The sequence below is a fragment of the Candidatus Methylomirabilota bacterium genome (genome assembly GCA_036002485.1).
Lineage (GTDB): Bacteria > Methylomirabilota > Methylomirabilia > Rokubacteriales > CSP1-6 > AR37.
The window spans coordinates 32,165-58,842 of the sequence record DASYTI010000067.1 but is presented as its reverse complement, the minus strand read 5'-3'; the positions used below and the strand labels follow the sequence as shown (position 1 = coordinate 58,842).

Here is a 26,678-nt window from a genome sequence, read left to right as displayed (position 1 = left end):
GCACGGGGCTCCTCTGCATCGGTGACGCCGCGCACGCCATGTCCCCCGTGGGCGGCGTCGGCATCAACCTCGCCATCCAGGATGCCGTGGCCACCGCCAATCTCCTCGCCGGGCCGCTGCGCGAGCGGCGAGCGACAGATGATGACCTGCGCCGGGTCCAGCGACGGCGCGAGCTCCCCACGCGTGTCATCCAGCGGTTCCAGGTCATCGTCCAGCGGCGGGTCATCGGGCCTGTGTTGAGCAGTACGGGCCCGTCGCGGCCGCCCCTCATCGTGCGGGTCCTCGCGCGGCTTCCCGGGCTTCCGCGAATTCCTGCCAGACTCATCGGATTGGGCGTGAGGCCCGAGCATGTCCGGACGCCGGAGGCGCCCTTGAATCGCGCCAGCCAACCGCGCTAAGCTAACGCCGGTCGGTTGAGCCCGCCCGCTTCACAGCTTTCACCCTGAAGGAGCTACCGATGGCGCAGAGCCTTACCGCCTATCTCGACCTCGTCAAGCGCACCAAGCCCGAGGAGATCGTGATGATCTCCCGGGAGATCGACCCCGCCTATGAGCTGACCGCCCTCGTGGTCAAGCTCGAGCGCGAGGGCCGGCGACGGCCTATCGTGATCTGCGAGCGGCTCAAGGGCAGCAAGTTCCCCGTCCTGACCAATCTCCACGCCAGCCGCTCTCGTCTGGCCCTGGCCATGAGCTCGGCGCCTCAAGACATGCTGAGGACCTATCTCCGCGCCATGGACCGCCCCCTACCGCCCACGGTGGTCAAGACGGGACCGTGCAAGGACACGATCGTGACGGGGGACAGGATCAATCTCTACGACCTGCCGCAAATTCTCCATCACGAGGGTGATGTCGGGGCCTATATCACCGCGGCCATCTCCTTCGCCAAGGACCCGAGCGGCGAGTCGTGGAACTGCGCCTACAACCGCCTCATGATCAAGGGTCGAGACACGACCTCCATTCATCTGACCGCGGGCAAGCATCTCTGGGAGTTCCAGAAGATCGCCGAGTCCCGCGGCGAGGCCCTGCCCGTGGCCTTCGCCATCGGCGTCCACCCCGCCATCGCCCTCGGCGCGCTGGCCATCGGCTCCATCGACGAGGACGAGCGGGCGATCATGGGCGGTCTTCTCGGCGAGGCGCTCGAGCTGGTTCGCTGCGAGACCTCGGAGGTCTTGGTCCCGGCGCATGCCGAGATGATCATCGAGGCGGAGATCTTGCCGGGGGCGCGGACGCCCGAGGGGCCCTTCGGCGAGTTCACGGGATACAGCCTGGGGGAGCGGGAGCGCGAGGTGGTGAAGGTCAAGGCCATCACCCACCGGACGGGCGCGTACTTTCAGGACATCACGGTGGCGCATCTCGATCACATGCTGCTCTCGACGATTCCGATGGAGGCGAACCTCTATCGTGCGGTGCGCGCCATGGTTCCCTCGGTGAAGGCGGTGCGGGTGCCCGGCCCCTTCACGTGCTATGTCTCGATCGAGCAGCGGCTGCCCGGGCAGGCGAAGAACGCGATCATGGCGGTGCTGGGCGCGGATCTCTACATGAAGCGGGTGGTGGTGGTCGACCACGACGTGGACATCTTCGATGACCGGCAGGTGACATGGGCGCTCGCCACGCGCTGCCAGCCCGATCGAGACATCTCCATCATCACGAATGCCCGCGGCTCGGATCTCGATCCTTCTACGAAGGAAGATGGCTACACGGCGAAGTGGGGCGTGGACGCGACGGCGAAGCCTTCGCTGGCGGCCTACACGCCACGTCACCGCGTGCCGCCCGAAGTCTGGCAGCGCATCAACCTCAAAGACTACGGGTTGTAGTTGTCAGGGGCTGGATCGGCTGACAACGCGCCAGGCGGGGCGCTGCGCGGGTGGCGCCGGCAGGCACGCCCTCGTACGCTCAACCTCCTCGCCTCGCGCGCCACCTCGCTCGGGCGCCTCCGCCTGCCCCCCCATCCCCCCGAGGCGGGGGGTGCGCTCGTCGGCCTGCTGCGCAGGCCGGCTCGCGCGGCGGAGACGCCCTGCGCTTCGGGGCGCGCTACGGCTCGTCGGATTCGCTTCCGAGGGCGTGCCTGCCGGCGCCACCCGCGCAGCGCCCCGGTCGCTCCCTGCGGTTCGGCAATTGATGTATTTGTCATGCCCAGCGGCAGGGACAGCTAGTGGCGGAGAATTTTGCCGGGCTGCTCGATGCGGTGGCGCGACGGCGTCCTGATGCCCCGGCGATTCTTTGTGACGCGGAGGCGCTGAGCTGGCGTGAGATTGAGCTTCGTGCCGGCGGCGTCGCGCGGCGCCTGTCGAGACACGGCGTGCGTGCGGGCGACACGGTGGCGCTCCAGCTGCCAAATAGCTGGGGGTTCGTGGCCGCGCTGTGGGGCGTTCTCAAGCTCGGCGCCACTGTCAGCCCCATCAATCCGCTGCTGTCCGCCGAAGAATGCCGCAAGGTCCTGGGGCATCTGGAACCTGCGCTCGTGGTGGAGGAGGTGCGCGCGGAGGAGGCGGTGTGGGATAGCGTGGGCGCCAGGGGGCCTGCGCTCGTCCTCTATACGTCGGGGTCGACGGGTGAGCCGAAGGGGGCTGTGCTGTCGCATGCCGCGCTTCGCGCCGCGAATGAGTCCTGGGCGGGCCCCGTGATGGCGCTCGTGCCGGACGATATCGTGCTGGGGGCGCTGCCGATGGCCCACTCCTTTGGGCTCAATGGCGGACTGCTGGCGCCGCTTCTCGCCGGGGCGACGGTGGCGGTGCTCGAGCGCTTCACTCCTGATGCGGCGCTGCGCGCGATCTCGCGCCATCGCGTCACGGTGCTCCCGGCCGTGGCAACGATGTTCCAGCGCATCCTCGAGGTGCCGGGCCTTGCCCGCGATGATCTCGGGTCATTACGTGTCGCCCTGTCCGGCGCGGCGCCTTGCCCGTGGGAGCTGGCCCGGCAGTGGAAGGAGCGCACGGGAGTGAGAATCCTTCGCGGCTATGGCATGACCGAGCTCTTCCGGCCCATCTCGTATCTCGCCGATGATCTGACGGACCTGCCGGATTCGATCGGGCGAGCGGTGCCGGGGGTGGAGGTGCGGATCATGAGCGAGGAGAGACGGGCGCTCGGCGTGGGAGAGATCGGCGAGCTCTGGATCCGGTCGCCCGCCGCCCTCGAGGGCTACCTGCGGGCGCCGGAGGAGACCCGGGCGGTGATGGAGGAAGGATGGTTCAGGACGGGCGATCTGGCCACGATCTCCGGCGACGGCTTCGTCACCATCGTGGGAAGAAAGAAGGAGCTGATTCTTCGCGGCGGCTACTCGGTCGTGCCGGGCGAGGTCGAAGCCGCGCTCCTGGGGCATCCCGCGGTGGCCGAGGCGGCCGTGGTCGGTGTCGCCCATAGTGAGCTCGGGGAGGAGATCGCGGCCTTCGTCGCCCTGCGGCCCGGAATGTGGGCCACGGGCGAGGAGCTGGTGGCCTTCTGCCGCGATCGACTCGCGTCCTTCAAGTACCCCAGGCGGGTCTCCATCGTTGCGGACCTGCCCAAGAGCGCCACGGGAAAGATCCTCAAGTCGCTGCTCCGCCCCTGACCTGATAGCCGGCGATCAGCCGGCGAGCAATTCCTCCGCGATGCGTTTCACGTCGCTCGCCTCGAGCTGGCCCTTGTGGGTCTTCATGATATCGCCCACGAGCCGGCCTGCCTGCTTGACGTCGGTGATGCCGAGGGCGGCGAGCCGCTCCTTGACGAGCGCCCGCACGGCGGCCTCGTTCATGCCCTTGGGCAGGTAGCGCTCACAGAACTCGAGCTCGAAGCGGAGCTGGGCGGCCTGGCTGGCGCCGCGTTCTCCGATCTTCTCGTATTCCGCGATGGCCTTCTGGAGCTGCTTGCGGTAGGCGCCGATGACGTCGAGCACGAGGGCGTCGTTCACCGCGCCCGCGAAGCCCTTGGCGGTGCGGCGCTCCTGAAGCTTGGTCTTGAGCATGCGCACCACATCCGTGGTGGGGCCGTCCTTGTTCTTCATGGCCTGCCTGAGGGTGTCGTCGAGCGTCTGTTCGAGGGTCATGGTGCTCGACATAGTAGCGTGAGGGCGTCGGCCGGGCAAAGAAAGCGGAGCAACGAGCCCAGCGTGCTTGCCGTTGCCCCTTCTCTGCGACTATCCTCCTGCCATGATGCGCAACTTCGTGGGCTATGGTGAGACGCCGCCGGAGGCGCGCTGGCCCGCCCGCGCCCGCGTGGCCGTGAACATCGTCATCAACTACGAGGAGGGCTCCGAGAATCGAGTCGAGGACGGTCAGCTCCAGCGCGAGACCATGGGGGAGGCGCCCTCGCCGGTGCCGCCGGAGCAGCGCGATCTCGCCAACGAGAGCTTCTACGAGTACGGCAGCCGCGCGGGCTTCTGGCGCCTCTTGCGGGTGCTCGACCAGCACGAGGTCCAGGGCACGGTCTTCGCTTGCGCGGTGGCCCTCGAGCGAAATCGCGAGGCGGCCAAGGCGATCACCGCCCGCGGCTGGGACATCTGCGCCCATGGCAATCGCTGGGAGGAGCACTACCTGCTGGACCGCAAGAGCGAGCGCGCGGCCATAAGCCGCGCCATCTCCTCGATCCGGGACTCCACGGGACAGACGCCGCTGGGCTGGTATTGCCGCTACGGCCCGTCCGTCCATACCCGCGAGCTCGTGGCCGCGCAGGGCTCCTTTCTCTACGACAGCGACTCGTACGCCGACGACTTGCCGTACTGGACGCAGACCGGCACCGGTCCCTGGCTCGTCGTCCCCTATGCGCTCGATACCAACGACATCCGCTTCTGGCGGGGCTCGCTGCAGGTGGCCGACGACTTCTTCGCGTATCTGCGGGATGCCTTCGACCAGCTCTGGGAGGAAGGGGAGACGCGCCCGCGCATGATGTCGGTGGGGCTGCACTGCCGCATCGCGGGCCGGCCGGGCCGCGCGGCCGGGCTCGCGCGTTTCCTCGATCATGCCCAGCGCCGCGGAGAGGTCTGGTTCGCCCGGCGTGGGGACATCGCGCGCCACTGGACGGACGCTTATCCGCCCCGCCGTCCTTGACAGCCGCCCGAGGCGGGGAGTTAGATAGCGCGGTACCTCACAACGCAGGAGCTCGACGTCCGAAAGGAGAACCACGTGCGGAAGAACACGGTGCGGGAGATCTGGGCTCGCGGCGAAGCGGTCGTCAATGGCTGGCTGTCCATTCCCTCGGGCTTCTCGGCGGAAGTCATGGCTCATCAGGGCTTCGACTCGCTGACGGTGGATATGCAGCACGGTGTCGTCGACTACCAGGTGGGCGTCTCGATGCTCCAGGGCATCTCGACCACGGAGGTGATCCCGCTCGCTCGCATACCCTGGAATGATCCGGCGCGCATCATGAAGATTCTCGACGCGGGCGCCTACGGCGTCATCTGCCCCATGATCAATACGCGCGAGCAGGCCGAGGCCCTCGTGCAGGCCTGCAAGTATCCGCCGCGCGGCTACCGGAGCTGGGGGCCCGTGCGCGCGAGCCTCTACATGGGCGGCGACTATGGCGACCACGCCAACGACGACGTCATCGTGATGCCCATGATCGAGACGGCAGAGGCGGTCAAGAACATCGACGATATCCTGAGCGTGCCGGGCGTGGACGCCATCTACGTCGGGCCCTCGGATCTCTCGCTGGCCCTCGGCCTCAAGCCGCGGCTCGACCAGACGGACGCCCCGGTGGTGGAGGCGCAGCAGCTCATCGTCAAAGCGTGCAAGAAGCACGGGGTGATCGCGGGCATTCACAATGCGACCGCCGCCTACGCCGTGAAGATGATCGAGCAGGGCTATCAGTTCGTGACCCTGGCGAGCGACAGCCGCTTCATGGCCGCCAAGGCCGGCGAAGAGGTCGGTGTGGTTCGTAAGACGGGGGCGAAGGCCGGCAAGCTTCCGGCGTACTAGCCCCCCGTGCGCTTCGACGAGGGCTTCCTCGCGCGGGCGCGCGCGAACCTGCAGGCCTTCGAGCGCCGGGGCGTCGCGATCGACGGCCGCAAGGCGGCGGCGGTGGCCGTCGTCCTCGTGGCGGACGAGGAAGGGCGCGCATGCTTCCTCTTGACCAAGCGCGCGCCCACCCTGCGGGCCCACACCGGGCAGTGGGCGTTGCCCGGCGGGCGAGTCGACGTGGGGGAGACCCCGGAACATGCGGCCCTACGCGAGCTCGACGAGGAGGTAGGGCTGCGTCTGCCCGGGGGCTCCTCGCTGGGTCTGCTCGACGACTACCCCACGCGCTCGGGGTTTGTCATCACGCCCGTGGTCTTCTGGAGCGATCATCTCGGTCCGTTGACGCCCAACCCTTCGGAAGTGGCGCGCCTCTACCGGGTGCCCTTCGCCGACCTGGAGAGGCCTGATCTGCCCCGGCTCGTCTCCATTCCCGAAAGCGATCGTCCGGTGATCCAGCTTCCGATTCTCGGCGCCCTCATCCACGCGCCGACCGCGGCCGTGATCTACCAGATGCTCGAAGTCGTGGCGCGGGGCAAGTCGACGCGCGTGGACCATTTCGAACAGCCCGTCTGGGCCTGGCGATAGATCAGGAGAACTGCATGGGACAGCTCGATGGGCAGATCGCGATCGTCACGGGGGCCGGAACGGGCATAGGCCGGTCGACCGCGCTCATGCTCGCCGCGGAAGGCGCGCACGTGGTGGTGACCGGCCGCCGCCGGGCGCCCCTCGACGCCGTCGTCGCCGAGATCAAGAAGGCGGGCGGCCAGGCCGTGGCCCGCGAGGCCGACGTCGCCAAGCCCGTCCAGGGGCGGGCGCTCGCGGAGTGGGTGATCAAGGAGCAGGGGCGCGTGGACATCTTGATCAATAATGCCGGCCACTCGAGCAAGGCGCGCAATGCGCGCTGGGTGCCCCTGGACGAGTGGGAGGCCGTGATCAACGTCAACCTGACGGGCGTCTTCGCCCTGACCCAGGCCGTGCTGCCGAGCATGATCGAGCACGGCGGGGGCACCATCGTAACCGTGGGCTCGATGGCCGCCCTGAAGCCCGGGCTGATCGGCGGGGCCCCTTACGGGGCGGCCAAGGCGGGGGTGCTCAACTTCATGGGGCACCTTCACACCGTGCTCCGCGACAAGGGCATCCGGGCGACCACCGTGATGCCTGCGGAGGTGGACACGCCCATCCTCGACAAGCGCCCGCTGCCCCCCGATGCCAAGGCCCGCGCCACCATGATGCTGCCCGAGGACGTGGCGCAGGCCATCCTCCTCTGCGTCACCTTGCCCGCGCGCACGGTGGTGGAGGAGATGATCCTGAGCCCCACGCGCACACGCGACCAGAGCCGGGACATCGAGGTCTCCCGCAACCTCGGAGCGCCTCCCGGCGCACCCTGAGCGGCCCACCGTGCCGAGGGCGGGGAGAAGGGCCCAGATGCGCGGCGGCGCCCGAAGGCCGCACGCGAGGCGTAGTCTCTCTACGTTGAGCGTGCGGCCGAGGGCGGCAACGAAGCAGATGGACCCTTATCCCCGCCCTCGGTAGTCGCGGTGCCAGAGTTCGAGGTAGTCGCGCGCGTTCTTGAGGATGTCCTCGACCTCGTCCTGACTCATCTTGCGAATAGGCTTGGCGGGCACGCCCATGACGAGCCAGCCCGCGGGCACCACCTTGCCCTCCGGCACCACGGCCCCCGCGGCTACCTGCGCGCCTTCCTCGACCACGGCGCCCGTGAGCACCACAGCCCCGATGCCGATCCGCACGTTGTCCATGATGGTGCAGGCGTGGACCACGCAGCGGTGGCCGATGGTGACGCCGGCGCCCACGATGCAGGGAAACTCCGGCGTGACGTGCAGCACGGAGTTGTCCTGGACATTGGAGTTCCGGCCGAGCGTGACGTAGTTGTCCTGATCGCCCCGGAGCACGCTGAGCGGCCAGACGCTGGCGCCTTCCTCGATGGTGACGTCGCCGATAACCTGGGCGGAAGGATCGACCCAGGCGGCGGGGTGCACGCGCGGGGTGCGTCCAGGAACGCTGCGGATCATGGACGCGCCTACTTGCCAGTCCACCGGGGTGGGCGCTTCTCGAGGAAGGCGCTCATGCCTTCGCGGAAGTCGGCGCTGGTATAGGTCAGGGAGATCAGATCGTCGCCGCCTTCGAGGCGCCGACGCTCCTGGATGCGCCGCACCGCTTCCTTGGTTACCCTCAACGTGATCGGCGCGTGAGATGCCAGCTCCGCCGCCACGGCGGTGACGCGCGCTTCGATCTCGGCGCCGGGCACGATCTCGTGGACGAAGCCCGCGGCATGGGCCTCTTCCGCCGTCAGGAGACGCGCCCGCATGATCATTTCCTTGACCCGTGACGGGCCGAAGAGATCCACGAAGCGCGAGTAGTTCTCCATGGAGAGGCAGTTTCCGAGCGTGCGCGCTATCGGCGCCCCGAAGCGCGACTCGGGGGTGGCGATACGGACGTCGCAGACGGCAGCGATGGCGAAGCCGCCGCCCACCGCGAAGCCTTCGATCTGAGCGATGACGGGCTTGCCCACGCGCTCGAGCCGGCTCGTTCGGCGCTCGCCGTCGCGCTCGTACTGGATGCCGTCCTCCGCGGTCTTGAAGCTCTTGAACTGCGAGATGTCGGTGCCCGCCACGAAGGCCTTGCCGCCCGCCCCCCGCAGGACGAGCACGCGCACAGAGTCGTCGGCGTCCACTTCGTCGCAGGTCTGGGAGAGCCGCTCGTACATGTTCCACGTCAGGGCATTGCGGGCCTCGGGACGATTGAAGGTCAGCGTCACCACGGGGCCGTCGCGGGTAAGGAGGACTTCCTGCGCCTGGCTGTCGGTTGCCACGGTGTGAACCTCCCTGAGTTGGCTGCCCGGCATGGTAGCACGGAGACGGGGCGCGGCAGGGGGGTGACGGAATCTGCCAATCGACTTTAAGGAGGCTGGTGTAAGTACCTGCTCCCCAAAGGATTTCCCCTGGGTCCGGAGCTTGCTCTCTTGAGGGCTAAACGCTTGCGTTCCTGCCTGCGTCGTATCGGCAGTGCAGTGACTCTCACCCATGGAGGATAGCGATGGCTCGATGGACGACCTTGGTAGCGAGCGGGGCAATCCTCGCGACCGCCTGGATTCCCGCCGCGTGGGCTCAGACCACGCCGCCTCCGGCGCCGACGGCGCCGCCCACGCCGGATCCGCAGGTGCAGCAGGACCGGCGCGAGCTCCGGCGCGATCGCCGCGACCTGAAGCAGGACCGGCGGGACATCAGACAGGACCGGCGCGACATCACGCAGGACAAGCAGGACATCCGCAGTGACCGGAAGGATCTATACTCGGACCGGCGCGACCTCCGGCAGGACGAGAAGCAGCTCCGGCAGGACAAGGCCGCGGGCAACACCGAGGCCGTGAAGAAGGACCGAGCGGAGATCGCCGGCGACCGCAAGGATATCCGCGGCGATCGGCGCGACCTCTACCGTGACCGGAAAGACCTCCACAACGATCGCAAGGATCTCCGCGAGGACAATCGCGACCGCCGCGAGGACCGCCGCGAGGTCAACCACGACAAGGCGAAGCTCCACAAGGACAAGAAGGCGGCCAGCGCGAAGTAACACGACCGCAGGCGCGCCCCGGTCTCCGGATCCCGAGAGATCGGGGCGCCACCGCGCCTACCGGCGGGGTTGATCGAGGCGGAAGACCATCTGGGTGGGCCGGACGAAGCGCAGGGCGACAAGCAGGACGAGCATGACGGTGACCATGTACATCACGGCCATGGCGTCGACGGAGTACACGGGCCGGACGCCGCCCGCGAAGACATTGTAGAAGAGAGCGACGACGAGGGTCTGCGAGCCCGCCCCGGAGACGAGGAAGGTCAGCTCGAAATTCGAGACGGTGTTCACGAGAATCAGGATTCCCGCGGTGAGGAGGCCGGGCACGGTCAGCGGAAACAGGACGCGGCGGAAGACCTGGATGCGATTGGCGCCCATCATGGCCGCCCCCCACTCGAGATTCACGCTGATCTGCTCGATGAACGGCATCAGGATGAAAACGGCCAGGGGAACCATGGGCACGAGGTTGGCGAGGATGACTCCCGTCACCGTCCCCCCGATGGCGTAGCGGTACATCGTCGTGGCGAGGGGAATCCCGTAGGTCATCTGGGGGATGAGGAGGGGCAGGAAGTAGAGCAGAAGCAGAAGGGCCTTGCCCCGGAAATTCCTCCTGGCGAGGATATAGGCGGCCGGGAATCCGAGGAGCAGGGCCAGGAGCACGACGGAGAGAGCCACGAAGACCGTCACCCCGAGCACGCGACCGAGGTCGAAGTTCGTCCACGCATACTGAAACCATTCCGTGGTGAATCTGGCGGGCACGGGCGTCCCGAACCATCGCTTGGCAAAGGCGCTGACCACGACATGGCTGACGATACCCAGGAGGTTCAGGATGAACCCCAGGACGAACATGTAGAGGGCCAGGCTCCATAGACGCCCGCGCATCAATTTGATCTGGGGGGGAGCGGCGTCGCTCCTCCCCCAGGCCCCCCCACCACATTCATCTCACGCGGTGCCTCGCATGTTGACTGGTTCACGGTGGCTCAGCGCTTCCCGACGCCCATGGTGGGCGCCATCACCAGTCGTCGCCTGAGGAGAACGATGACGACAAGCCCCGCGAGCTGGAACAGGCCCATGACCACCGCGATGGCCGAGGCGTACGACATGTCGTAGTGCTCGAAGGCCTGCTGGTAGGCGGCGATGGCAATCGTGCGGGTGGCCCCGGCGGGCTGGCCCAGCAGGATGGCCGAGGGAAATACGCCGAAGCTCAGGACGAACACGAGGGCGAAGGCGATGGCCAGTCCCGGCGCGATCAGAGGGAACATCACCCTGGAGAAGACGATCCACGGCCCCGCCCCCAGGGTCCTCGCGGAATTTTCGATGCTGGGATCGATACCCGAGATGTAGCCCAGGAGCATGAGGAAGCAGAAGGGAAACTGCTGCATGAAGAGCGACAGCATCACGCCGGTGTAGTTGTGGGTGAGGGTCAGGGGCTCCTGGAGCAAGCCGGCGGCCAGGAGGATCTGGTTGAACCAGCCGCGGCCTCCGTAGAATCCCAGAATGCCCTCGGCGAGGAGGATGATGCCGAGGGAGATGGGAAGCACCAGGATGGTGGTGATTGTCCGCTCGAGCCAGATCCCCCGTCGCATTCCGTAGGCCAGGAGCAGGGCGACGGCCACCACCACGACGGTGTTGGGGACGGCGATGCTGAAGGTGATCCACACCGTGCGGTACTGCCACTCGTCGGTGAAAAAGGCAACGTAGTTGGCGAGGCCGAGGCCGCTCTGCTTGGACGGGCGCAGGCTCAGGTAGATCCCGTTGAGAAACGGGTAGACGAACATGACCACGACGTAGAGGAGCGACGGCAGGAGGCAGGCAACGGCCATCGCGTCGAGCTCGCTCGCCTCGCCAGCGCGGCGCCGTCTCATGCGGCAGGCTCCGGCGGCAGGAAGATCACCTTGTCGGCCGGGAAGGTCACGGTCACCGACTCATCGGGGGCCAGGGAGCGCGGCGTGCGCATCCACACCTTGGGCCCGGCCTCCAGGGTCAGGACCGCCTCGTTCTCCCGCCCGAGATACTCGACGAGCTCGACCTTGCCCCGGAATCGATTGGCGCCCCCGCCCTCCTGGCCGAGCTCCACGTCGTCAGGACGGATGGCGGCCACCGCGGCGGCGCCCGGCGCCAATGGGTGGCGCGCTCGTCCCCTCATGCTCATGCCATGGCCCGTGCCCTCCACCCCGTCGGAGTCGGCGGCGGTGATCTCCACGGGGAAGAAGTTGCGGAACCCCATGAAGTCGGCCACGAAGAGGCTCTGCGGCCGGTCGTGAATCTCGGACGGTGGACCCGCTTGGATCACCACGCCGTCCCGCATGACCACGACCCAGTCGGAGAGCGAGAGGGCCTCCGCCTGATCGTGGGTGACGTACACGGAGGTGAGGCCGAGGCGGGCATGGATGCGCTTGATCTCCGCCCGCATTTCGATTCGAAGCTTGGCGTCCAGGTTGGACAGGGGCTCGTCCATGAGGAGCAGGCGCGGGTGCAGGACGAGGGCCCGCGCGATAGCCACCCGCTGCTGCTGGCCTCCGGAGAGCTGACTGGGGTAGCGCTCCTCGAGTCCCGGGAGCTGCACGAGGTCGAGCATCGCGCGCACGGCCTCTCGGATCTCGGGAGCGGGCCGGTGCTGGAGCTGCAGGCCGAAGGCGATGTTGCCGAAGACGGTCAGATGAGGGAAGAGGGCGTAGTTCTGGAAGACCATCCCGAACCCCCGCTTCTCCGGGGGAAGGTGGTCGATGCGCTCTTCATCGACCCATACCTCTCCATCGCTGGCCGGGATCAAGCCCGCGATGATGTTCCGCGCCGTCGACTTGCCGCACCCGCTCGGCCCCAGGAAGGTGACGAATTGGCGGCCGCGCACTTCGAGAGCGAAGTCGTGGAGGACCGTCTTCGCCCCGAAGCGCTTGGTCAGTCGAAAGCGCAGCGAGTGGAGCGGCTGGCTCACTGCTTCTTGATCTTTTGCGCCCCGACCTCCTTGTCCCATCGCTCGATGGCATAGTTCAGCTTCTTCACCTCGAGCATGGGCGTCACCTTCCATTTCTTCCCGATCTCGTCGTACTCCGGCCGCCAGATCTCCTTCACGTAGGTCTGCAGATCCGGCGGGGCCTTGTCCAGGGTGGCCGCCTTGATGGAGGGCCCGATGAAAGCGCGCCACGTCAGGACCTGCTGCTCGGGCCGGCGCATGAACTTCATGAGGTCCAGGATCACTTCCAGCTCGGCGGGCGAGACGCCCTTGGGGATGGCCCAGTAGTGCCCATCGATCACGAAGGTCGTGTTCTCCAGGATGGTGATCTTGGACTCCGGAGGGATCATGCCCTCGGCGCGCGGCTTCATGTCCCACTCCATGATGCCGGCGATCATCCACCGCTGCTCCTGGGCGAACTCCTTCAGCGTGAAGCCCGTCCCTGTGGGGTAGTACTCGATCGATTGCCCGAGCTCCTTGAGGAAGGCCCACGTCTTGTCCCAGCCCTTCTCCGGATCCTTCGGGTCCCTGTCCTTGAGGACGTAGGACATGCCGGCCAGGATGGAGCGCCCCGGGCCGCTGTTGGCGGGACGGGCGTAGAGGAACTTGCCCGGATTGGCCTTGGCCCAGGCCAGGAGCTGCTCGGCCGTCTTCGGCGGATTCGGCACTTTCTTCGGGTTGTAGATGAAGACGGGGCCGCCATTGCTGACCACCGACGGCAGCAGGTACCCCTCCGCCTCGTCCTGCAGGGCCCGGCCGGCGTCGGTCAGCTCGTCCCGTGGGAACATCTTGTCGTACGTGGGGAAGAGCTTGACGAGCTGGCCCGCGGAGACGAGCTGGGAGGCCGCGGACTGTCCGGTCATGATGAGGTTGATATCGAGCCGGCCGGCATCCTGCTGCGCCTTGATCTTGGCGGGCAGCTCGGGCTCGGGAGCCCGCTGCGTCTTGATCTCCTTGACCTTGTTCGGGAAGGCCTTCTTGTAGTTGTCCAGGATCACCTGAACCGAGCTGAGATCACCGGCTACGTCGATCACGGAGATCGTGACAGCCTGCTGGGCCTCCGCGGGCCCCCCTGTGGCACCCAGGATGGCTCCGAGAGTAAAAAGCGGGAGCGCGGCGAGAAGCCACCACCTGTGCGGTCGACGTTGACCCATGTAGAGCCTCCTGTGCGAGGAAGTCAGCTTCGGTAGGGGCGCGAGCGCGACTATCGGGTAGGGCCTCGCCCGTGTCAAGGCCGTTCGTGCTCTCATGGCGATGCCGGCGCAGAACGCCGGAGCAGCTCGACGTAGCCGGGCACGGCCAGGGCCGCGAAGGCAGTAGCCACCGGGAGATCTCTCTCGTCGTACCAGCCCGCCTCGTGCAGGAGGTTGATCGTGCCGAGCGTTCGCCCGTTCCAGACGACGGGCACGTTGAGCACCGACTGGCAGCCCAGCGAGAGGATCAGCTCGTGGTCGAAGAAGACGGCGCGGATATCGTCGGCCGTCCGGCCCACATACGGACGCCGCTCCTTGAAGAGCCGCTCCGTCCACGCCGAGGGCGTGACGGGCTTGCGCCCACCCACCGGATAGGCCGCGGGCTGATTCGTGTATCGACGCTCCGACTGCGCGGCGTCGGCATGGTAGACAAGCACGGTGAAGAGCTTGTGGCCGATGACGCCGCCCATGGCGATATCGAGGGCTGCGAAGAGCGCGTCGGGCTGACCGGGCTCGCCCACCGCCCGCGCGACGGCGACCAGATGAGGCAGCGGATCTGCGAGGAGCATCATGGTGGCGGGATACTACCGTATCCGGCGCAAAGGGTGCGTTATACTCCCGCCGCGGAGTCCAGGCCGCGTGAACCTTCAGGACGTGAGGACTCGTCGATGATCGAGCAGCCACGCGGCCGGACAGGTGGGCGCGGCCGCCTCGCCGTCGCCCTGGCCGGATTTTTCCTCCTCTGCGTCCTTCTTCAGCCGGCTCGGGCTCAGGACACGTCTTCCTCCCCCCCGCCCATTGCCGTGCCGGAAATCTCCGCGCGGTCGGAGGAGGTCGGAGTCTCCCTCAAGGCGCTCGACGAGCGGCTGGCCACCAGCGCCGATCTCGCGAATATCGAGGCTCGGCTGCCCGCCATGGCCGACCGCATCCATCGCCAGCTGACCGAGACTCAGCGGCTGCTCGACTCCGAGTCCACCCTGGTCGTGCTGACCAATCTCGCGGACGCATGGCGGGGCATCGCGACGGAACTCGCGGCGTGGTCAGACCTCTTGACCCGCGAGGCGACCGTCATCGAGAGCGAGCTCGACCGCCTCAACCGGCTCGCCGATCAGTGGGCGCGCACGCGCGATGAGGCGCGGCGCTCGCAGGCGCCCTCGACCGTGCTCCAGCGCATCGACGTCACCACCACCGCCATCGGCCTCAGCCGGAGCACGGCGCTGGCCCGGCGGGCCTATATCCTGAGTCTCCAGGCCCGCGTGGCCCAGCAGCTGGCCCTCGTCCAGGACGCGCAGGCGCGAGTGGCCCGGGCGCGCGGACTGGATCTGGCGATGCTCTTCCGGCGCGACAGCCCGCCGGTGTGGCGCGACGCCGATCGAGGGCCCGTGCCCTGGCGGGAAGTCCCCGGCAAACTGTGGGCGGGACTGGCCAGCGAAAGTAGGCTCCTGGCACAGTTCATGGCCGACCGCCGGGAACGAGCCATCGTCCACGCCTTCGTCTTCGTGGCCCTGCTCATCTTCCTCCGGATCGGACATCGTCGCGCGCGGCAGTGGAGCGAAGACGATCCAGACCTGGCCCGCGTGGCCCAGATCTTCCAGTTCCCGATCTCCGCGGCGCTCGTCCTCGCTCTCATGGCCACCTTTTGGCTCTATCCCCGGCCGCCGCTCGTCCTGCGCAACGCGGTGGCCCTCCTCATGCTGGTGCCGGTCATCCGCATCTTGCGACGACTGACGGCGCCCACGCCTCCCATCGGGTTTTTCGCTCTGGGCGCCTTCTTCCTGGTCAACCGCGTGCGTGAGCTCGCCCTCGACGTGCCCGGCCTCGAGCAGCGAATGTTCGTGGTCGAGATGCTGGTCGCCGTCGCGGTGGTCATGATCGAGCGAGTTCTGGCCCGCCGCCGTGCCACCGCTCGCGAGGCCGCGGCCCCTTCCGTGCCCCCCTCATCCAGAGTGGTGGTGCCTCCGCCGCTCTTGTGGATCGCCCTCGCGGCGCTCCTGCTCGCGCTCGGGCTCGGCGCCGCCGGATACATGCCGATCGCGCGGCTCATCGGCGATGGGGTGCTCCGGAGCGGCTATGCCGCCATGCTGCTCTATGCCGCCGTCCGAGTGGCTGACGGCCTGCTCGCCTGGGCGCTCCGCAACTGGCCGCTCATTACGCTTCAGATGGTCCGGCGTCACCGGGCGCTGCTCGAGCGCCGGATTCTTCGGCTTCTCCGGTGGGCGGCGGTGTTCCTGTGGGTGGCCTCGACGCTAGACGCGTTGAGCCTGCTCGATCCCGCCCGCGATTTCCTGTACGGCAGCCTCGCCGCCTCAGTCACGCGAGGTGCTCTCACGATCTCGCTGGGGGACGTCCTCGCCTTCGTCATCACGGTGGCCCTGGCCTTCCTCGCCTCGCGCTTGGTGCGCTTCGTGCTCGAGGAGGACATCTACCCTCGACTCTTGCTGGCGCGGGGGCTGCCCTATGCGCTCTCCGTGCTCGTTCACTACGCCATCCTGCTCGTGGGTTTTCTCTTCGCCGCGGCCGCTCTGGGCGTGGACATGAACCGCGTCACCTTCCTCACGGGCGCCTTCGGGGTGGGCGTGGGCTTCGGGCTGCAGTCCGTGGTCAACAATTTCGTGTCGGGCATCATCCTGCTGCTGGAGCGCCCCATCCAGGTCGGCGATGTGGTCCAGCTGGGCGACCTCGAAGGGATTGTCCGCCGCATCGGCATCCGCTCCACCACCGTCCGAACCTGGCCGGGCGCCGAGGTGTTCGTGCCCAATGCGACCTTCATCTCCGACCGCGTTACCAACTGGACCCTGTCGGACCGCCGGCGTCGCATCGACCTGCCGATCGGCGTGTCTTACGGGGCAGACCCCGAGCGGGTGCTCGATCTCCTGCGGGCCACGGCGCTGACCGTGCCCGGGGTCATTCCCGAGCCGGCGCCTCTCGCGCTGTTCAAGGACTTCGGGGACAGCACCCTCGACTTCGAGATCCGCGCCTGGACGGACCGGTTCGAGGATTGGCTGATCGTCAAGAGCCGGCTCGGCGTCGCCGTCAATGCCGCGTTCAAGGACGCGGGGATCGCCATCCCGTCCCCCCAGCGTGACGTCACCCTCCGCTTCCCGCCCCGAGAGGAGACCTGACCCATGTCCCGCAAGTCCTTCACCGTCGGCATCGTGGGGCTCGGCTTCGGTCGCGCCCATATCCCCGCCTTCCAGGCTCACGGCTGTGAAGTGATCGCCGTCTGCCAGCGCGACGAGGCGGCCGCGCAGGTCGTGGCGGAGCGCTACGGCGTGCCTCGGGTGTTCGACCGCTGGGAACGGATGCTGACGGAGGCCAAGCCGGAGATCGTGGTGATCGCCACCCCGCCCGCCTCTCACGAGGCCATCGCCCTCGCCGCGCTCGGGGCGGGCTGCCACGTGCTCTGCGAGAAGCCGCTCGCCATGAACGCGGGGCAGGCCCGGTCCATGGTCGAAGCGGCCCAGCGGGCCCGCCGCACGGCCATGACGAGCTTCAACTTCCGCTATCCGGCCGCCATGCAACGCTTCCACGCCATGGTCGAGGCGGGAGTGCTCGGCCGGCTCTTTCACGTCAACCTCCGCCACTTCGCCCCGCGCTTCGCCGATGAGGCGGTGCCGTCGACCTGGCGCATGGATCGGGCCCAGGCCGGCCATGGGGCGATGGGGGACATGGGCGTTCACCTCATCGATCTCGCCTGCTGGAACTTCGGCGAGTTCAAGCGCCTGACCGCCCAGGCCGGCATGGCGCATCCCACCCGTACCATGCCCGGCGGCGAGAAGCCCGCGGACGCCGAGGACTACTGCGCGGTGACAGGCGAGCTCGCTTCGGGCGCGCAGGTGACGCTGACGGCGAGTCGCGCGGCCTACGGCGTGAACGAGCAGACGCTCGAAGCGTACGGCACGGAAGGAGCGCTCCTGTACCGTCTCGATCGGGAAACGCCTCGCTGGTGGCGCGGAGAGCTGCGCCACGGCGGCAAGGGAGCCAGCTCCGCGCCTGTCAAGGTGCCCGCCGGGCTGCCCAAGAGCGCGGGCGAGGGCGACGCCATGGAGGTCGTCGGCAAGACGACCATTGCGCCGCTCGTGAAGCGCTTCCTCGCCGCCGCGCGCAAAGGCCAGAGCGCGTCGCCGTCCTTCGAGGACGGCCTCCGCGCGCAGGTCGTCCTCGATGCCGTGCTCGACTCCATTGCGTCGGGCGGCCGGATGGTGTCTATTTAGGGCCACACACTTCACGAATCCTTGAGCCAGGCCCGGGGGGGACCGCCGATGGAATTCGAATACTCCAAGAAGACGAAGATGTACATGGAGCAGCTCACGGACTTCATGAACAAGCACGTCTACGCGGCGGAGCCCGTCTTCGCCGAGCAGCTCGATCAGGGGCCGACGCGATGGCAGATCCCGCCCATCATGGAGGAGCTCAAGGCCAAGGCGCGGGAGCGCGGCCTCTGGAATCTCTTCCTCCCCGAGAGCGAGCGGGGGGCGGGGCTGACCAATCTCGAATACGCACCCCTTTGCGAGATCATGGGGCGCTCGCCCATCGCGCCCGAGTCGTTCAACTGCTCGGCCCCCGACACCGGCAACATGGAGACCATCGAGCGCTACGGCACGCCCGAGCAGAAGAAGCAGTGGCTGGAGCCGCTCCTCGAAGGCAAGATCCGCTCCGCCTTCGCCATGACCGAGCCCAAGGTCGCCTCCTCGGACGCCACCAACATCGAGTCCAGCATCACGCGGGACGGCGACCACTACGTGATCAACGGCCACAAGTGGTGGACCTCGGGTATCGGAGACCCCCGCTGCAAGATCCTCATCTTCATGGGCAAGACCGACGCCAAGAACCCCGACCGGTACAAGCAGCAGTCCATGATCCTGGTGCCGCGCGACGCGCCCGGCATCAAGATCCTCCGCATGCTGAAGGTCTTCGGCTACGACGACGCGCCCCACGGCCACGGGGAAGTCGTCTTCGAGAACGTGCGCGTCCCCGCCTCCAACATGCTCCTGGGAGAGGGGCGGGGTTTCGAGATCGCCCAGGGCCGCCTGGGGCCCGGGCGCATTCATCATTGCATGCGCCAGATCGGCGTGGCCGAGCGCGCCCTGGAGCTGATGTGCCGTCGCTCGACCACGCGCATCGCCTTCGGCAAGCCGCTCGCCGACAACGACATCACCCTCGAGCGCATCGCGCAGTCGCGCATCGAGATCGATCAGGCGCGGCTTCTCGTCCTACACGCCGCCTACATGATGGACACGGTGGGCAACAAGGCGGCCAAGCAGGCCATCGCCGAGATCAAGGTGGCCGTGCCGAACATCACCCTGGCCGTGGTCGAGCGCGCCATGCAGCTTCACGGCGGCGGCGGGGTGAGCCAGGAGTTTCCCCTGGCCTCCATGTGGGCGCACTCGCGCACCCTGCGCTTCGCCGACGGCCCCGACGAGGTCCACCGCCGCCAGATCGGCCGCCTGGAGCTCCGCAAGCACGCTTGATCGGTTCCACTGCATCCCTCTCCCCTCTGGGGAGAGGGCAGGGTGAGGGGCCGACCTGCGACACGCCTGGCTCGTTTGTTGCCCCCGCGCGCCTGCGCGGGTATCTGCGCGGATACACCACAAATCATTTTGCCGCTTGACAGCTTCGTCGCCGCGCCCCGGTCATTCTCCGGCAATCTTCAGATAGCGTCAGCCCAGAGGCACTCACGGGCTCACCGGTCGACAGCTGGATGCGATCGGAGCAAAAAAGATTTTCGGCTCGAGATCGCACGTTCTGGCGCCTCCAGATGGCTCGAAAATCAGGGGATAGAGTTGTTTCAACAGGAGGGTCTCCCCATGCAGATCCATTCGCTATCTACTCAGCAACCTGTTTCGGCGCTGGACCGACTCGGCGACGAGATCGCCGAGCTGTCCGCCCATCTCGACGCCGCCACCGCGCGCCTGCTCGAGCTGATCCGAGCATTCGACGCCCGCGGCGGCTGGAACACGGGCTTCCGCTCCTGCGCGGCCTGGCTCTCCTGGCGGGTGGGGCTCGACCTGGGCGCGGCCCGGGAGCGGGTCCGAGTGGCCCGCGCGCTCGGCACGCTGCCGCTCCTGGCCGAGGCCCTTGGCCGCGGGGAGCTGTCCTACGCCAAGGTCCGCGCCCTGACCCGCGTGGCCACGCCGGAGACCGAAGCCCGCCTGCTTGTGGTGGGGCGCGCCGGCACGGCTGCCCACGTCGAGCGGATCGTGCGCGGGTGGCGGTGCGTGGATCGGCGGGCCGAGGCGCGGGAGACGAAGCGCCGGCACGCGATGCGAGCCCTGCACGTGTATCAGGACGAGGACGGCATGGTGGTGCTGCGGGGGCGGCTCGAGCCGGAGGTGGGAGCGCTGGTCATGCAAGTCCTGGCCGCCGCCCGCGAGAGCCTCTATCAGCGGGCCCGAGAGCGGGCCAGGGCCTCGGCAGGTTTCGGGGACGTTTCCGCGGAAACGCCCCCGGTCTATCAGCAGCAGGCGGATGCGCTGGCCCTGCTCGCGGAGACGGCCCTGCACCACGGCCTCGATCCCGGCACTTCGGGTGAGCGCTACCAGGTAGTGGTCCACGTCGACGCCCAGGTGCTGGCCGATCCGGAGCGCCCAGGCCAGTCCGTCCTCGAGGGGGGTACTCACGTTTCTGCAGAAACGTCCCGGCGGTTGGCGTGTGACGCGAGCCGGGTGGTGATCCGCCACGACGACAAAGGGCGCTTAGTGGAGATCGGGGCCCGGACCCGGACGATTCCTCCGGCTTTACGCCGTGCCCTCCACCATCGGGACCAAGGCTGCTGCCGCTTCCCGGGGTGCGGCGTGCGCTTCACCCAGGGGCATCATCTCCGCCATTGGGCCCACGGCGGCCCGACCACCCTCTTCAACCTCGCCCTGCTGTGTCGCCGGCATCATCGGGCGGTGCACGAGGAGGGCTATCAGGTCGCGCGCGGACCTGACGGGGCGCTGCGGTTCCGGCGGCCGGACGGCCGCCCGCTCCCCGAGGTGCCGCCACCTGCCGCGGGTCCCCGACGATCCCATCAAGCTTCTCCGGGCGCGTCACGACGCCCAGGGCCTTCACATCGACGCGCGGACGGCGTGCGCCGGCTGGCTCGGAGAGCGCCTGGACGTGGGGTGGGCGATCGACGTCCTCCACCCGCTGGCCGTGAGATCGAGACCGTGTCCGCCTGCACAGTGATCGTGAGCCGCCCTTTCAACAGACATCCTGAGGTCCAGTCCACCTCCGATATCCGGGAGTTGCTCATCGGTCATTGATCGATCACCTGAGACCCTTGGCAGGCGGACCAAGCCCTACTCGCCAAGGACATCGACCAGGCGGCAAGGACTGCGACTTTCAGCTGTCGATCTTTGCTGACAGGCGCTGCGGCCTCGTTCCATTACTCATCGATCAATCGAGCGCTAACACCGCTCCATACTCGTCGTCAGTCATCCGCGCGAAATCATATCGAGGATAGACGTCCCTCGCCTGGCTGAAGAAGAATTCCTCGAACGCCTTCGCCGCCTGGGCGCGCAGCGGGCCAATGACACGGCCAAAGGCGATCTTGACGGGAAATCGCTCCGCTCCCGCGATGGGCACCAACACGAATTGATTGGGGAAGGTGCGCGCCCAATATGAAATGAGATGGTACTGCGTGAGGCCCACGTCGGCATAGCCACGCGCGACCATCTCGGGGACATCCCGATGAGTGATACCGAGGCGGCCGGGAAAGTGCTCGACCTCATTGGCGAAGAAGGCGTCGGCGGCCGGCTTTCCCACCAGCCCTTCGATCGCGGCGCGGTTGCCGGCGCGCGCGCCTGCCTCGACCGAATCAGCTTGCGCGACGCGGGCGCCAGTACGCGCCACGTCGGCAAGGCCACGAATCCGGAGGGGATTGCCCTTGCGGACAAGCAGCGCGCGGCCGCGATTCCGCGAGAAGTAACGGGCCTGCGGCTGGAGAACTCCGAGTTTGTACAATTCCTGCAGCGGGGCCGGTCCACCCATGACGATATCAGGGTAGAGGCCAGACGCACGGGTGAAGTCGATCGTGAGATTGCCGAGCGCGACTGCGCCCGTGCGCACCATTTGGACGACGATCGGCTGCGGCAGGGTCACGACCACGACGTTGTCCAGGTTGAGATCCGCATAGTGCGGTTGTGCTTTGGCCCATGTCGCGAACGCACCGACAATGTCCTTGCTGAGCAGGACCATCAAGTGATTGCCCTCGCTGAAGATCACGAGGCTCGGTGGTGTCCCGATCCGGCCGGCGATATCCACGACCGTGTTGGTGTGACCGGCGAAGGATCGAATGCCGTTCGGCGGTAAGCTGACGACCGGCCAGACGAGCGGCTCAGCCACCTGAGCCGTCCGCCGTTCCGCGGCGCGAGCCACTTGCGTTTGGGAAAGGCCGAACGCGCTCAGCGCACTCGCCAGGAAGAGCCGCCGTCTCATCATCGCTTATCCTCTCAAGCGGAGCTGTTACCGTCGATTGGTTCGTCGTGCGTCGAACGTACCGCTCAGCGCCCGGGGCGCGAGCAGGGCGAGCGGCCAGTCCGCTGCAGCGTGATGTTGGGCAGCGTGAACTGACTCTATGACGTGGTTCGCCCGTAATCGTAGCGACGGCGGGATCGCCAGCCCAAGAGCCTTCGCGGCCCTAAGATTGATGACCAACTCGAACTTGGTCGGCTGCTCGACGGGTAGATGGGCGGGGTTCGCGCCCTTGAGAATCTTGTCCACAAAGTACGCGGCGCGTCGGCCGGCGTCGGGCCCGCTGGAACCATACGTAAGGAGGGCGCCGGAGTCAGCGAAGTTCCGAAACTCGGAAATCACCGGTAGCCGATTCCTTGTCGCGAGGGCCACGATTCGTTCGCGATGCTCGGCAGTGAGCACATCTGCGATCACGATGGCGAATGCCGCATCGAAGTCGCGTTCGGTTCGGGCGGTCACGACATGGGTCCGCAGCCGGAGCGCGCGGGCCGCCGCCTCGACATTTTTCGTGTCGGACACGGCATTGGGGTTGTTCGGGTGAACGAGCACGCCGATGGCTCTGGTTGTCGGCACCAATTGGTGCAGCACCTGCAGCCGTTTCGGCACGAGCACATTGAGCAAGAAACTTACGCCCGTGAGGTTGCCGCCCGGCCGATTGAAACTGGCGACGAGACCGAACTCGACCGGGTCGGCCCCCATCACGAAAACGACAGGGATGGTCGGGGTCGCGGCCTTCGCGGCAAGCGCCGCAGCCACTCCAGTGCTTGTGACGACCACGGTCACCCGACGGCCGACCAAATCAGCCGCGAGCGCCGACAATCGATCGGATCGGCCCTCCGCCCAGCGGAATTCGATCGTGACGTTGCGGCCGTCGACATAGCCGGCCTCGCTGAGCCCCTGACGGAACCCGGCCACGTAGCCTGCCCAGGCCGCGGCCGTCGAGGTGCCGAGGAACCCGATCACCGGCATCACCGGCTGCTGCGCGTGGGCGGCGCCTGGCGCGACGAGAAGAAAGACGGCCGCGACGACCGGGAGCCCTCTGATCGGCAGTCTCATGATAACTGTCCCCCAAGTCGTCTTCATCGAGGGGCGCACCACTGGTCTGCCCAACTAGAGCTCGGCTGGTCTATGTACCGCCAGATATCAAGCATTGGGCGAGGGTAGCACGATGATGCCAAAGTACGGTTTACGAGGATCGGTCCGGGAAACCAGCCATTTCGGCCATCTCTACTCCGCGGGGTAAAGTTGCTATTGGAGACCTGGGATCTACGATATGCGAGGTCTGCCTAGCGGGTCCTAGAGCTGCAAGATCGCCAGGCCGGCCAGGGTAATCACCGTGCCGGCCACCGCAACCCCCGTCACTCGCTCGCGCAGGAAGATGAGCCCCAGCGGCAGGGCGAAGAGGGGCGCGGTCGAGGAGAGCACTGCGGCCACGGCCACCTCCGCCCACTTGATACCCGTCACGAAGAGGACGGAGCTCGCCGCGGTCAAGAGCCCGAGCAGCACGACGCGCCAGAGGGTGGCACGATCCGCCGCCCGCACGTGGCGAGGAGCTTCCCAGCCCCACGGCGTGGCCAGGAGCACGACCCCGGCCAGGGGCAGACGCACCGCCTGGGCGGTGACGGGATCGAGCGCTCCCATGGCGGGCTTGAGGACCAGGAGCGATCCCGCCCAGGCCAGGGCCGCCGTGATGGCGGCGACCATTCCGAGCGCGAAGCGCTCCTCGCGAGGCGGCGCACCGGAACGGGCGCGCACGATAAGGGCAAGTCCCAGGACGGTCACCAGCGATCCCACGCCCATGCGGGCGGTCAGCGGCTCGCCGAGGAAGATGGCCGCCATCACGGCGCTCATGAGCGGATAGACCATGGACACGGTCATGGCGCGCGCCAGGCCAATGAAGCGGAGGCTTTCGAAGAACAGCACATCGCCGATGGCGATGGCGAGCACGATGGAGACCACGAGCAGCAGGAAGTTGGTCTCGCCCATCGAGGCCAGCCGCCCCACGCCGCCCGTCAGGAGTACCCAGACGAGGAGGAGGCTTCCCCCCAGCAGCGCGCGGATCGCGCTCGCCGTCACCGAGCTCAGGGGAGGGCACACGGTGCGGATGAGCAGGCTCGTCACCGCCCACGTCAGACCGGATCCCAGCGCGCAGAGCGCGCCCAGGGCGGGAAGGGAGAAGAGATCCACGGGCGCCGATACCATACCAGACGCGGCGGAATGCGCTAAGGTAATGAATCCATGACCGTCGAGCCCGTGCCTACTCCCGACCCCGTCCTGCTCGAGCAAATCCAGCGCCGGGTGCTCTGGCTCTCCACGCTGATGGTCCACCACGCCAATTCCCGGCCCAATCCCGACGGCACCAAGGTGGGCGGCCATCAAGCCTCCTCGGCCTCGGTGGTCAGCCTCATGACCGCGCTGTACTTCGCGGAGCTCCGCGCGGGCGACGTGGTGGCGACCAAGGCCCACGGCTCGCCGGCCTTCTATGCCATCGAGTACCTGCGCGGGCGCCTCACCGCGGAGGATCTCCGGAGCCTGCGTGTCTTCGGCGGCCTGCAGGCCTATCCGAGCCGCCGCAAGAACCCCGCCATCGTGGATCTCTCGACCGGCTCCATGGGCCTCGGCGCCGCCAGCACGCTTTTCGGCGCCCTCGCCTCGCGCTATGTCGAGGACCACTGGCAGGTGCGCTCGCCCGAGCGCTTCATCGCCGTGGTGGGCGACGCGGAGCTCGACGAAGGCAATGTCTGGGAAGCACTCCTCGAGGAGCCGCTCGGTGGGCTCGGAAATGTCCTGTGGATGGTGGACGTCAATCGACAGAGCCTCGATCGCCTCACGCCCGACGCGCGGCCGCGCCAGCTCGCGCAGTGGTTCGCCGCCGCGGGCTGGCACGTGATCGAGCTGCGCTGGGGGTGCCGCCTCGAGACTCTCTTCTCACGGCCCGGCGGCCCGCCCCTGCGACAGCGACTCGACGCGATGTCCAGTGCCGAGTACCAGGCCCTCCTGCGAAAGCCGGCGGGCTCCGTACGCAAGGCGCTCGCCACGCTGCCCGACGGAGAGCTGTCCGCCGAGATCGACCGGGCCGTGACTGATCTCTCGGACGAGATGCTGCAGGCCGCCATCGCCGACGTGGGCGGTCATGACATGATCAAGATCCTGGAGGCCTTCGCCGAGGCCAGGCGTCACCCGGGACAGCCTTGCGTCGTGCTCGCCCAGACGATCAAGGGCTGGGGATTGCCCATGGCGGGCGATCCCATGAATCATGGCGCGCTCTTGACCGCGACTCAGATGGAGGCGCTTCGCGACTCGCTCGGCGTGAAGCCTGGCGCGGAGTGGGACCGCTTTCCGGATTCGAGTCCCGAGGGTCGATGGATCCGTGAGCGCCCCGCTCCCTTCCGAGCGCCGGGTCGCCGCGTGGAGGCGCCGGAGCTGCCCGCAACGCTCGACGAGCGCTACCCGGAGACTTCCTCGAGCCAGGAGGCCTTCGGCCGCGCCCTGTCCCGGCTGGCGCGCTTGCCCGTGGGCGCGCACGTCGTTACCCTTTCGGCCGACGTGGCGGTGACGACCCACCTCGGCGCCTGGATCACCCGCACCGGCGTCTATTCCCCAACGGCGAAGCCGGACTTCTTCGCCGACGTGCCGCAAGCCGTGCCCTGGCGAGAGTCGCCGCGCGGCCAGCACGTCGAGCTGGGCATCGCCGAGCACAATCTCTTCCTGGCCCTGGGAGCCTTCGGCCTTGCCCCGGAGCTCTCGGGAGTGCCGCTCCTACCCATCGGTACTCTCTACGACCCCTTTGTCACGCGGGGGCTCGATGCGCTCTACCATGCCCTGTACGCGGGAGGCCGCTTCATCGTGGCGGCCACGCCCTCCGGCGTGAGCCTCTCGCCCGAGGGCGGGGCGCACCAGTCGGTGATCACGCCCGGCATTGGCATCGCGCTTCCCGCCCTCGTCTACTACGAGCCCGCCTTCGCGCTCGAAGTCGAGTGGGTCCTGCTCGAGGGGCTGCGCGCTCTGCTGGACCGGGAGGGTGGCGAGAGCCTCTATGTGCGGCTCTCCACCAAGCCCGTCGCGCAATCTCTGGCCCCGCCGCCGTCCGACGAGTACCGCGCTCAGGTTCTTCGCGGAGGCTACCGGCTCATCGACGCGCGAGCCGAGGCGGGATGGGATGCGGAAGACAATGCCGTGAGCCTCTTCGCGGCCGGGGTCATGGTGCCCGAGGCGATGGAGGCCGCCCGCGCCCTGCGCGCCGAGGGCATCTTGGCCAGCCTTTTCGTGGTGACGAGCCCGGATCGTCTCTACCGGGGCCTGCGCGCGTCACGCCCCTATCTCGAGCAGCTCGTCACGTCGGAGGAGGAGGGAGTGCCCATCGTCTCGGTCCTGGATGGGCATTCCCATGGCCTCGCCTTCCTGGGCTCGGCGCTCGGCGTGCCCCAGATCCCGCTCGGAGTCGATCACTTCGGTCAATCGGGCAGCCGCCCGGACCTCTACGCCCACTACGGTATCGACGGCGCCGGCATCGCGCGCGCCGCGCGGATTCTCCTCGCGCGATAGGCCTTTGCGTCACGGGGCACTC

Annotated in this window: 24 protein-coding genes; 13 read left to right on the top strand and 11 right to left on the bottom strand. The window is 67.8% G+C overall.

Annotated elements, in window-relative coordinates:
* The 3 genes from VGT00_07380 to VGT00_07370 all read left to right on the top strand — a co-directional run.
* On the top strand, window positions 1-398 hold a 398-nt coding region (locus VGT00_07380), incomplete at its 5' end, for an FAD-dependent monooxygenase (protein ID HEV8531219.1).
* A gap of 59 nt (window positions 399-457) precedes the next feature.
* A complete protein-coding gene (locus VGT00_07375; GenBank protein ID HEV8531218.1) occupies window positions 458-1,813 on the top strand; it encodes a UbiD family decarboxylase in 1,356 nt (451 codons plus the stop codon).
* A gap of 338 nt (window positions 1,814-2,151) precedes the next feature.
* Window positions 2,152-3,546 (top strand): AMP-binding protein, encoded by a 1,395-nt coding sequence (locus VGT00_07370; GenBank protein HEV8531217.1) that lies wholly within the window; start codon window positions 2,152-2,154, stop codon window positions 3,544-3,546.
* A 15-nt stretch (window positions 3,547-3,561) separates the two neighbouring features.
* On the opposite strand, the gene VGT00_07365 is transcribed toward VGT00_07370, so the two are convergent.
* Window positions 3,562-4,020, bottom strand: coding sequence for a GatB/YqeY domain-containing protein (locus VGT00_07365; GenBank protein HEV8531216.1), 459 nt, complete (start codon window positions 4,018-4,020; stop codon window positions 3,562-3,564).
* Between the two features lie 103 nt (window positions 4,021-4,123).
* Between VGT00_07365 and VGT00_07360 the strand changes: the two genes are divergently transcribed.
* The 4 genes from VGT00_07360 to VGT00_07345 all read left to right on the top strand — a co-directional run bounded on the left by VGT00_07360 (window position 4,124) and on the right by VGT00_07345 (window position 7,314).
* A complete protein-coding gene (locus tag VGT00_07360; protein ID HEV8531215.1) occupies window positions 4,124-5,020 on the top strand; it encodes a polysaccharide deacetylase family protein in 897 nt (298 codons plus the stop codon).
* A 75-nt stretch (window positions 5,021-5,095) separates the two neighbouring features.
* Window positions 5,096-5,887, top strand: a complete 792-nt coding sequence (locus tag VGT00_07355; protein ID HEV8531214.1) for an aldolase/citrate lyase family protein — start codon at window positions 5,096-5,098, stop codon at window positions 5,885-5,887.
* A 48-nt stretch (window positions 5,888-5,935) separates the two neighbouring features.
* Window positions 5,936-6,511: a CoA pyrophosphatase gene (locus tag VGT00_07350; GenBank protein HEV8531213.1), complete on the top strand. Its 576-nt coding sequence runs from the start codon at window positions 5,936-5,938 to the stop codon at window positions 6,509-6,511.
* Window positions 6,512-6,525: 14 nt separating this feature from the next.
* Window positions 6,526-7,314 (top strand): SDR family oxidoreductase, encoded by a 789-nt coding sequence (locus VGT00_07345; GenBank protein ID HEV8531212.1) that lies wholly within the window; start codon window positions 6,526-6,528, stop codon window positions 7,312-7,314.
* 126 nt (window positions 7,315-7,440) lie between these two features.
* Here the strand turns inward: VGT00_07345 and VGT00_07340 are convergent, their stop codons facing one another.
* Both VGT00_07340 and VGT00_07335 read right to left on the bottom strand, forming a co-directional pair.
* Window positions 7,441-7,956, bottom strand: coding sequence for a gamma carbonic anhydrase family protein (locus VGT00_07340; protein ID HEV8531211.1), 516 nt, complete (start codon window positions 7,954-7,956; stop codon window positions 7,441-7,443).
* 8 nt (window positions 7,957-7,964) lie between these two features.
* Window positions 7,965-8,756 (bottom strand): enoyl-CoA hydratase/isomerase family protein, encoded by a 792-nt coding sequence (locus tag VGT00_07335; GenBank protein HEV8531210.1) that lies wholly within the window; start codon window positions 8,754-8,756, stop codon window positions 7,965-7,967.
* 224 nt (window positions 8,757-8,980) lie between these two features.
* Between VGT00_07335 and VGT00_07330 the strand changes: the two genes are divergently transcribed.
* Entirely contained in the window at window positions 8,981-9,511 is a 531-nt protein-coding gene (locus VGT00_07330) for a hypothetical protein (protein ID HEV8531209.1), read from the top strand.
* A gap of 57 nt (window positions 9,512-9,568) precedes the next feature.
* Here the strand turns inward: VGT00_07330 and VGT00_07325 are convergent, their stop codons facing one another.
* The 5 genes from VGT00_07325 to VGT00_07305 form a co-directional block, all read right to left on the bottom strand.
* On the bottom strand, window positions 9,569-10,390 hold the full coding sequence (locus VGT00_07325) for an ABC transporter permease subunit (GenBank protein ID HEV8531208.1): 822 nt from the start codon (window positions 10,388-10,390) through the stop codon (window positions 9,569-9,571).
* 98 nt (window positions 10,391-10,488) lie between these two features.
* The gene (locus VGT00_07320) at window positions 10,489-11,373 is read right to left on the bottom strand and encodes a sugar ABC transporter permease (protein HEV8531207.1); all 885 of its coding nucleotides are present in this window, start codon (window positions 11,371-11,373) and stop codon (window positions 10,489-10,491) included.
* Window positions 11,370-12,443, bottom strand: coding sequence for an ABC transporter ATP-binding protein (locus VGT00_07315; GenBank protein HEV8531206.1), 1,074 nt, complete (start codon window positions 12,441-12,443; stop codon window positions 11,370-11,372). The genes VGT00_07320 and VGT00_07315 overlap by 4 nt, the downstream gene beginning before the upstream one ends.
* Window positions 12,440-13,495, bottom strand: a complete 1,056-nt coding sequence (locus tag VGT00_07310; protein HEV8531205.1) for an extracellular solute-binding protein — start codon at window positions 13,493-13,495, stop codon at window positions 12,440-12,442. Before VGT00_07310 ends, VGT00_07315 begins: the two co-directional genes overlap by 4 nt.
* 212 nt (window positions 13,496-13,707) lie before the next feature.
* Entirely contained in the window at window positions 13,708-14,226 is a 519-nt protein-coding gene (locus VGT00_07305) for a GAF domain-containing protein (protein HEV8531204.1), read from the bottom strand.
* Window positions 14,227-14,322: 96 nt separating this feature from the next.
* On the opposite strand from VGT00_07305, the gene VGT00_07300 reads away from it, so the two are divergent.
* The 4 genes from VGT00_07300 to VGT00_07285 all read left to right on the top strand — a co-directional run bounded on the left by VGT00_07300 (window position 14,323) and on the right by VGT00_07285 (window position 20,901).
* Window positions 14,323-16,776, top strand: a complete 2,454-nt coding sequence (locus VGT00_07300; protein HEV8531203.1) for a mechanosensitive ion channel domain-containing protein — start codon at window positions 14,323-14,325, stop codon at window positions 16,774-16,776.
* Window positions 16,777-16,779: 3 nt separating this feature from the next.
* Window positions 16,780-17,868, top strand: coding sequence for a Gfo/Idh/MocA family oxidoreductase (locus VGT00_07295; protein ID HEV8531202.1), 1,089 nt, complete (start codon window positions 16,780-16,782; stop codon window positions 17,866-17,868).
* Between the two features lie 48 nt (window positions 17,869-17,916).
* The gene (locus VGT00_07290) at window positions 17,917-19,125 is read left to right on the top strand and encodes an acyl-CoA dehydrogenase family protein (GenBank protein HEV8531201.1); all 1,209 of its coding nucleotides are present in this window, start codon (window positions 17,917-17,919) and stop codon (window positions 19,123-19,125) included.
* A 336-nt stretch (window positions 19,126-19,461) separates the two neighbouring features.
* Window positions 19,462-20,901: a DUF222 domain-containing protein gene (locus VGT00_07285; GenBank protein ID HEV8531200.1), complete on the top strand. Its 1,440-nt coding sequence runs from the start codon at window positions 19,462-19,464 to the stop codon at window positions 20,899-20,901.
* Between the two features lie 133 nt (window positions 20,902-21,034).
* Here VGT00_07285 and VGT00_07280 read toward each other — a convergent pair whose 3' ends face one another.
* The 3 genes from VGT00_07280 to VGT00_07270 all read right to left on the bottom strand — a co-directional run bounded on the left by VGT00_07280 (window position 21,035) and on the right by VGT00_07270 (window position 24,298).
* The gene (locus VGT00_07280) at window positions 21,035-22,075 is read right to left on the bottom strand and encodes a substrate-binding domain-containing protein (protein ID HEV8531199.1); all 1,041 of its coding nucleotides are present in this window, start codon (window positions 22,073-22,075) and stop codon (window positions 21,035-21,037) included.
* Window positions 22,076-22,102: 27 nt separating this feature from the next.
* The gene (locus tag VGT00_07275; protein HEV8531198.1) at window positions 22,103-23,167 is read right to left on the bottom strand and encodes an ABC transporter substrate-binding protein; all 1,065 of its coding nucleotides are present in this window, start codon (window positions 23,165-23,167) and stop codon (window positions 22,103-22,105) included.
* A 240-nt stretch (window positions 23,168-23,407) separates the two neighbouring features.
* Complete coding sequence (locus VGT00_07270) at window positions 23,408-24,298, bottom strand: DMT family transporter (protein HEV8531197.1); 891 nt, start codon at window positions 24,296-24,298, stop codon at window positions 23,408-23,410.
* 51 nt (window positions 24,299-24,349) lie between these two features.
* Between VGT00_07270 and VGT00_07265 the strand changes: the two genes are divergently transcribed.
* Window positions 24,350-26,656 carry a transketolase C-terminal domain-containing protein gene (locus VGT00_07265; GenBank protein HEV8531196.1) on the top strand — a complete coding sequence of 769 codons (2,307 nt, stop codon included), beginning with the start codon at window positions 24,350-24,352 and terminating at the stop codon, window positions 26,654-26,656.
* Window positions 26,657-26,678: the final 22 nt, after the last annotated feature.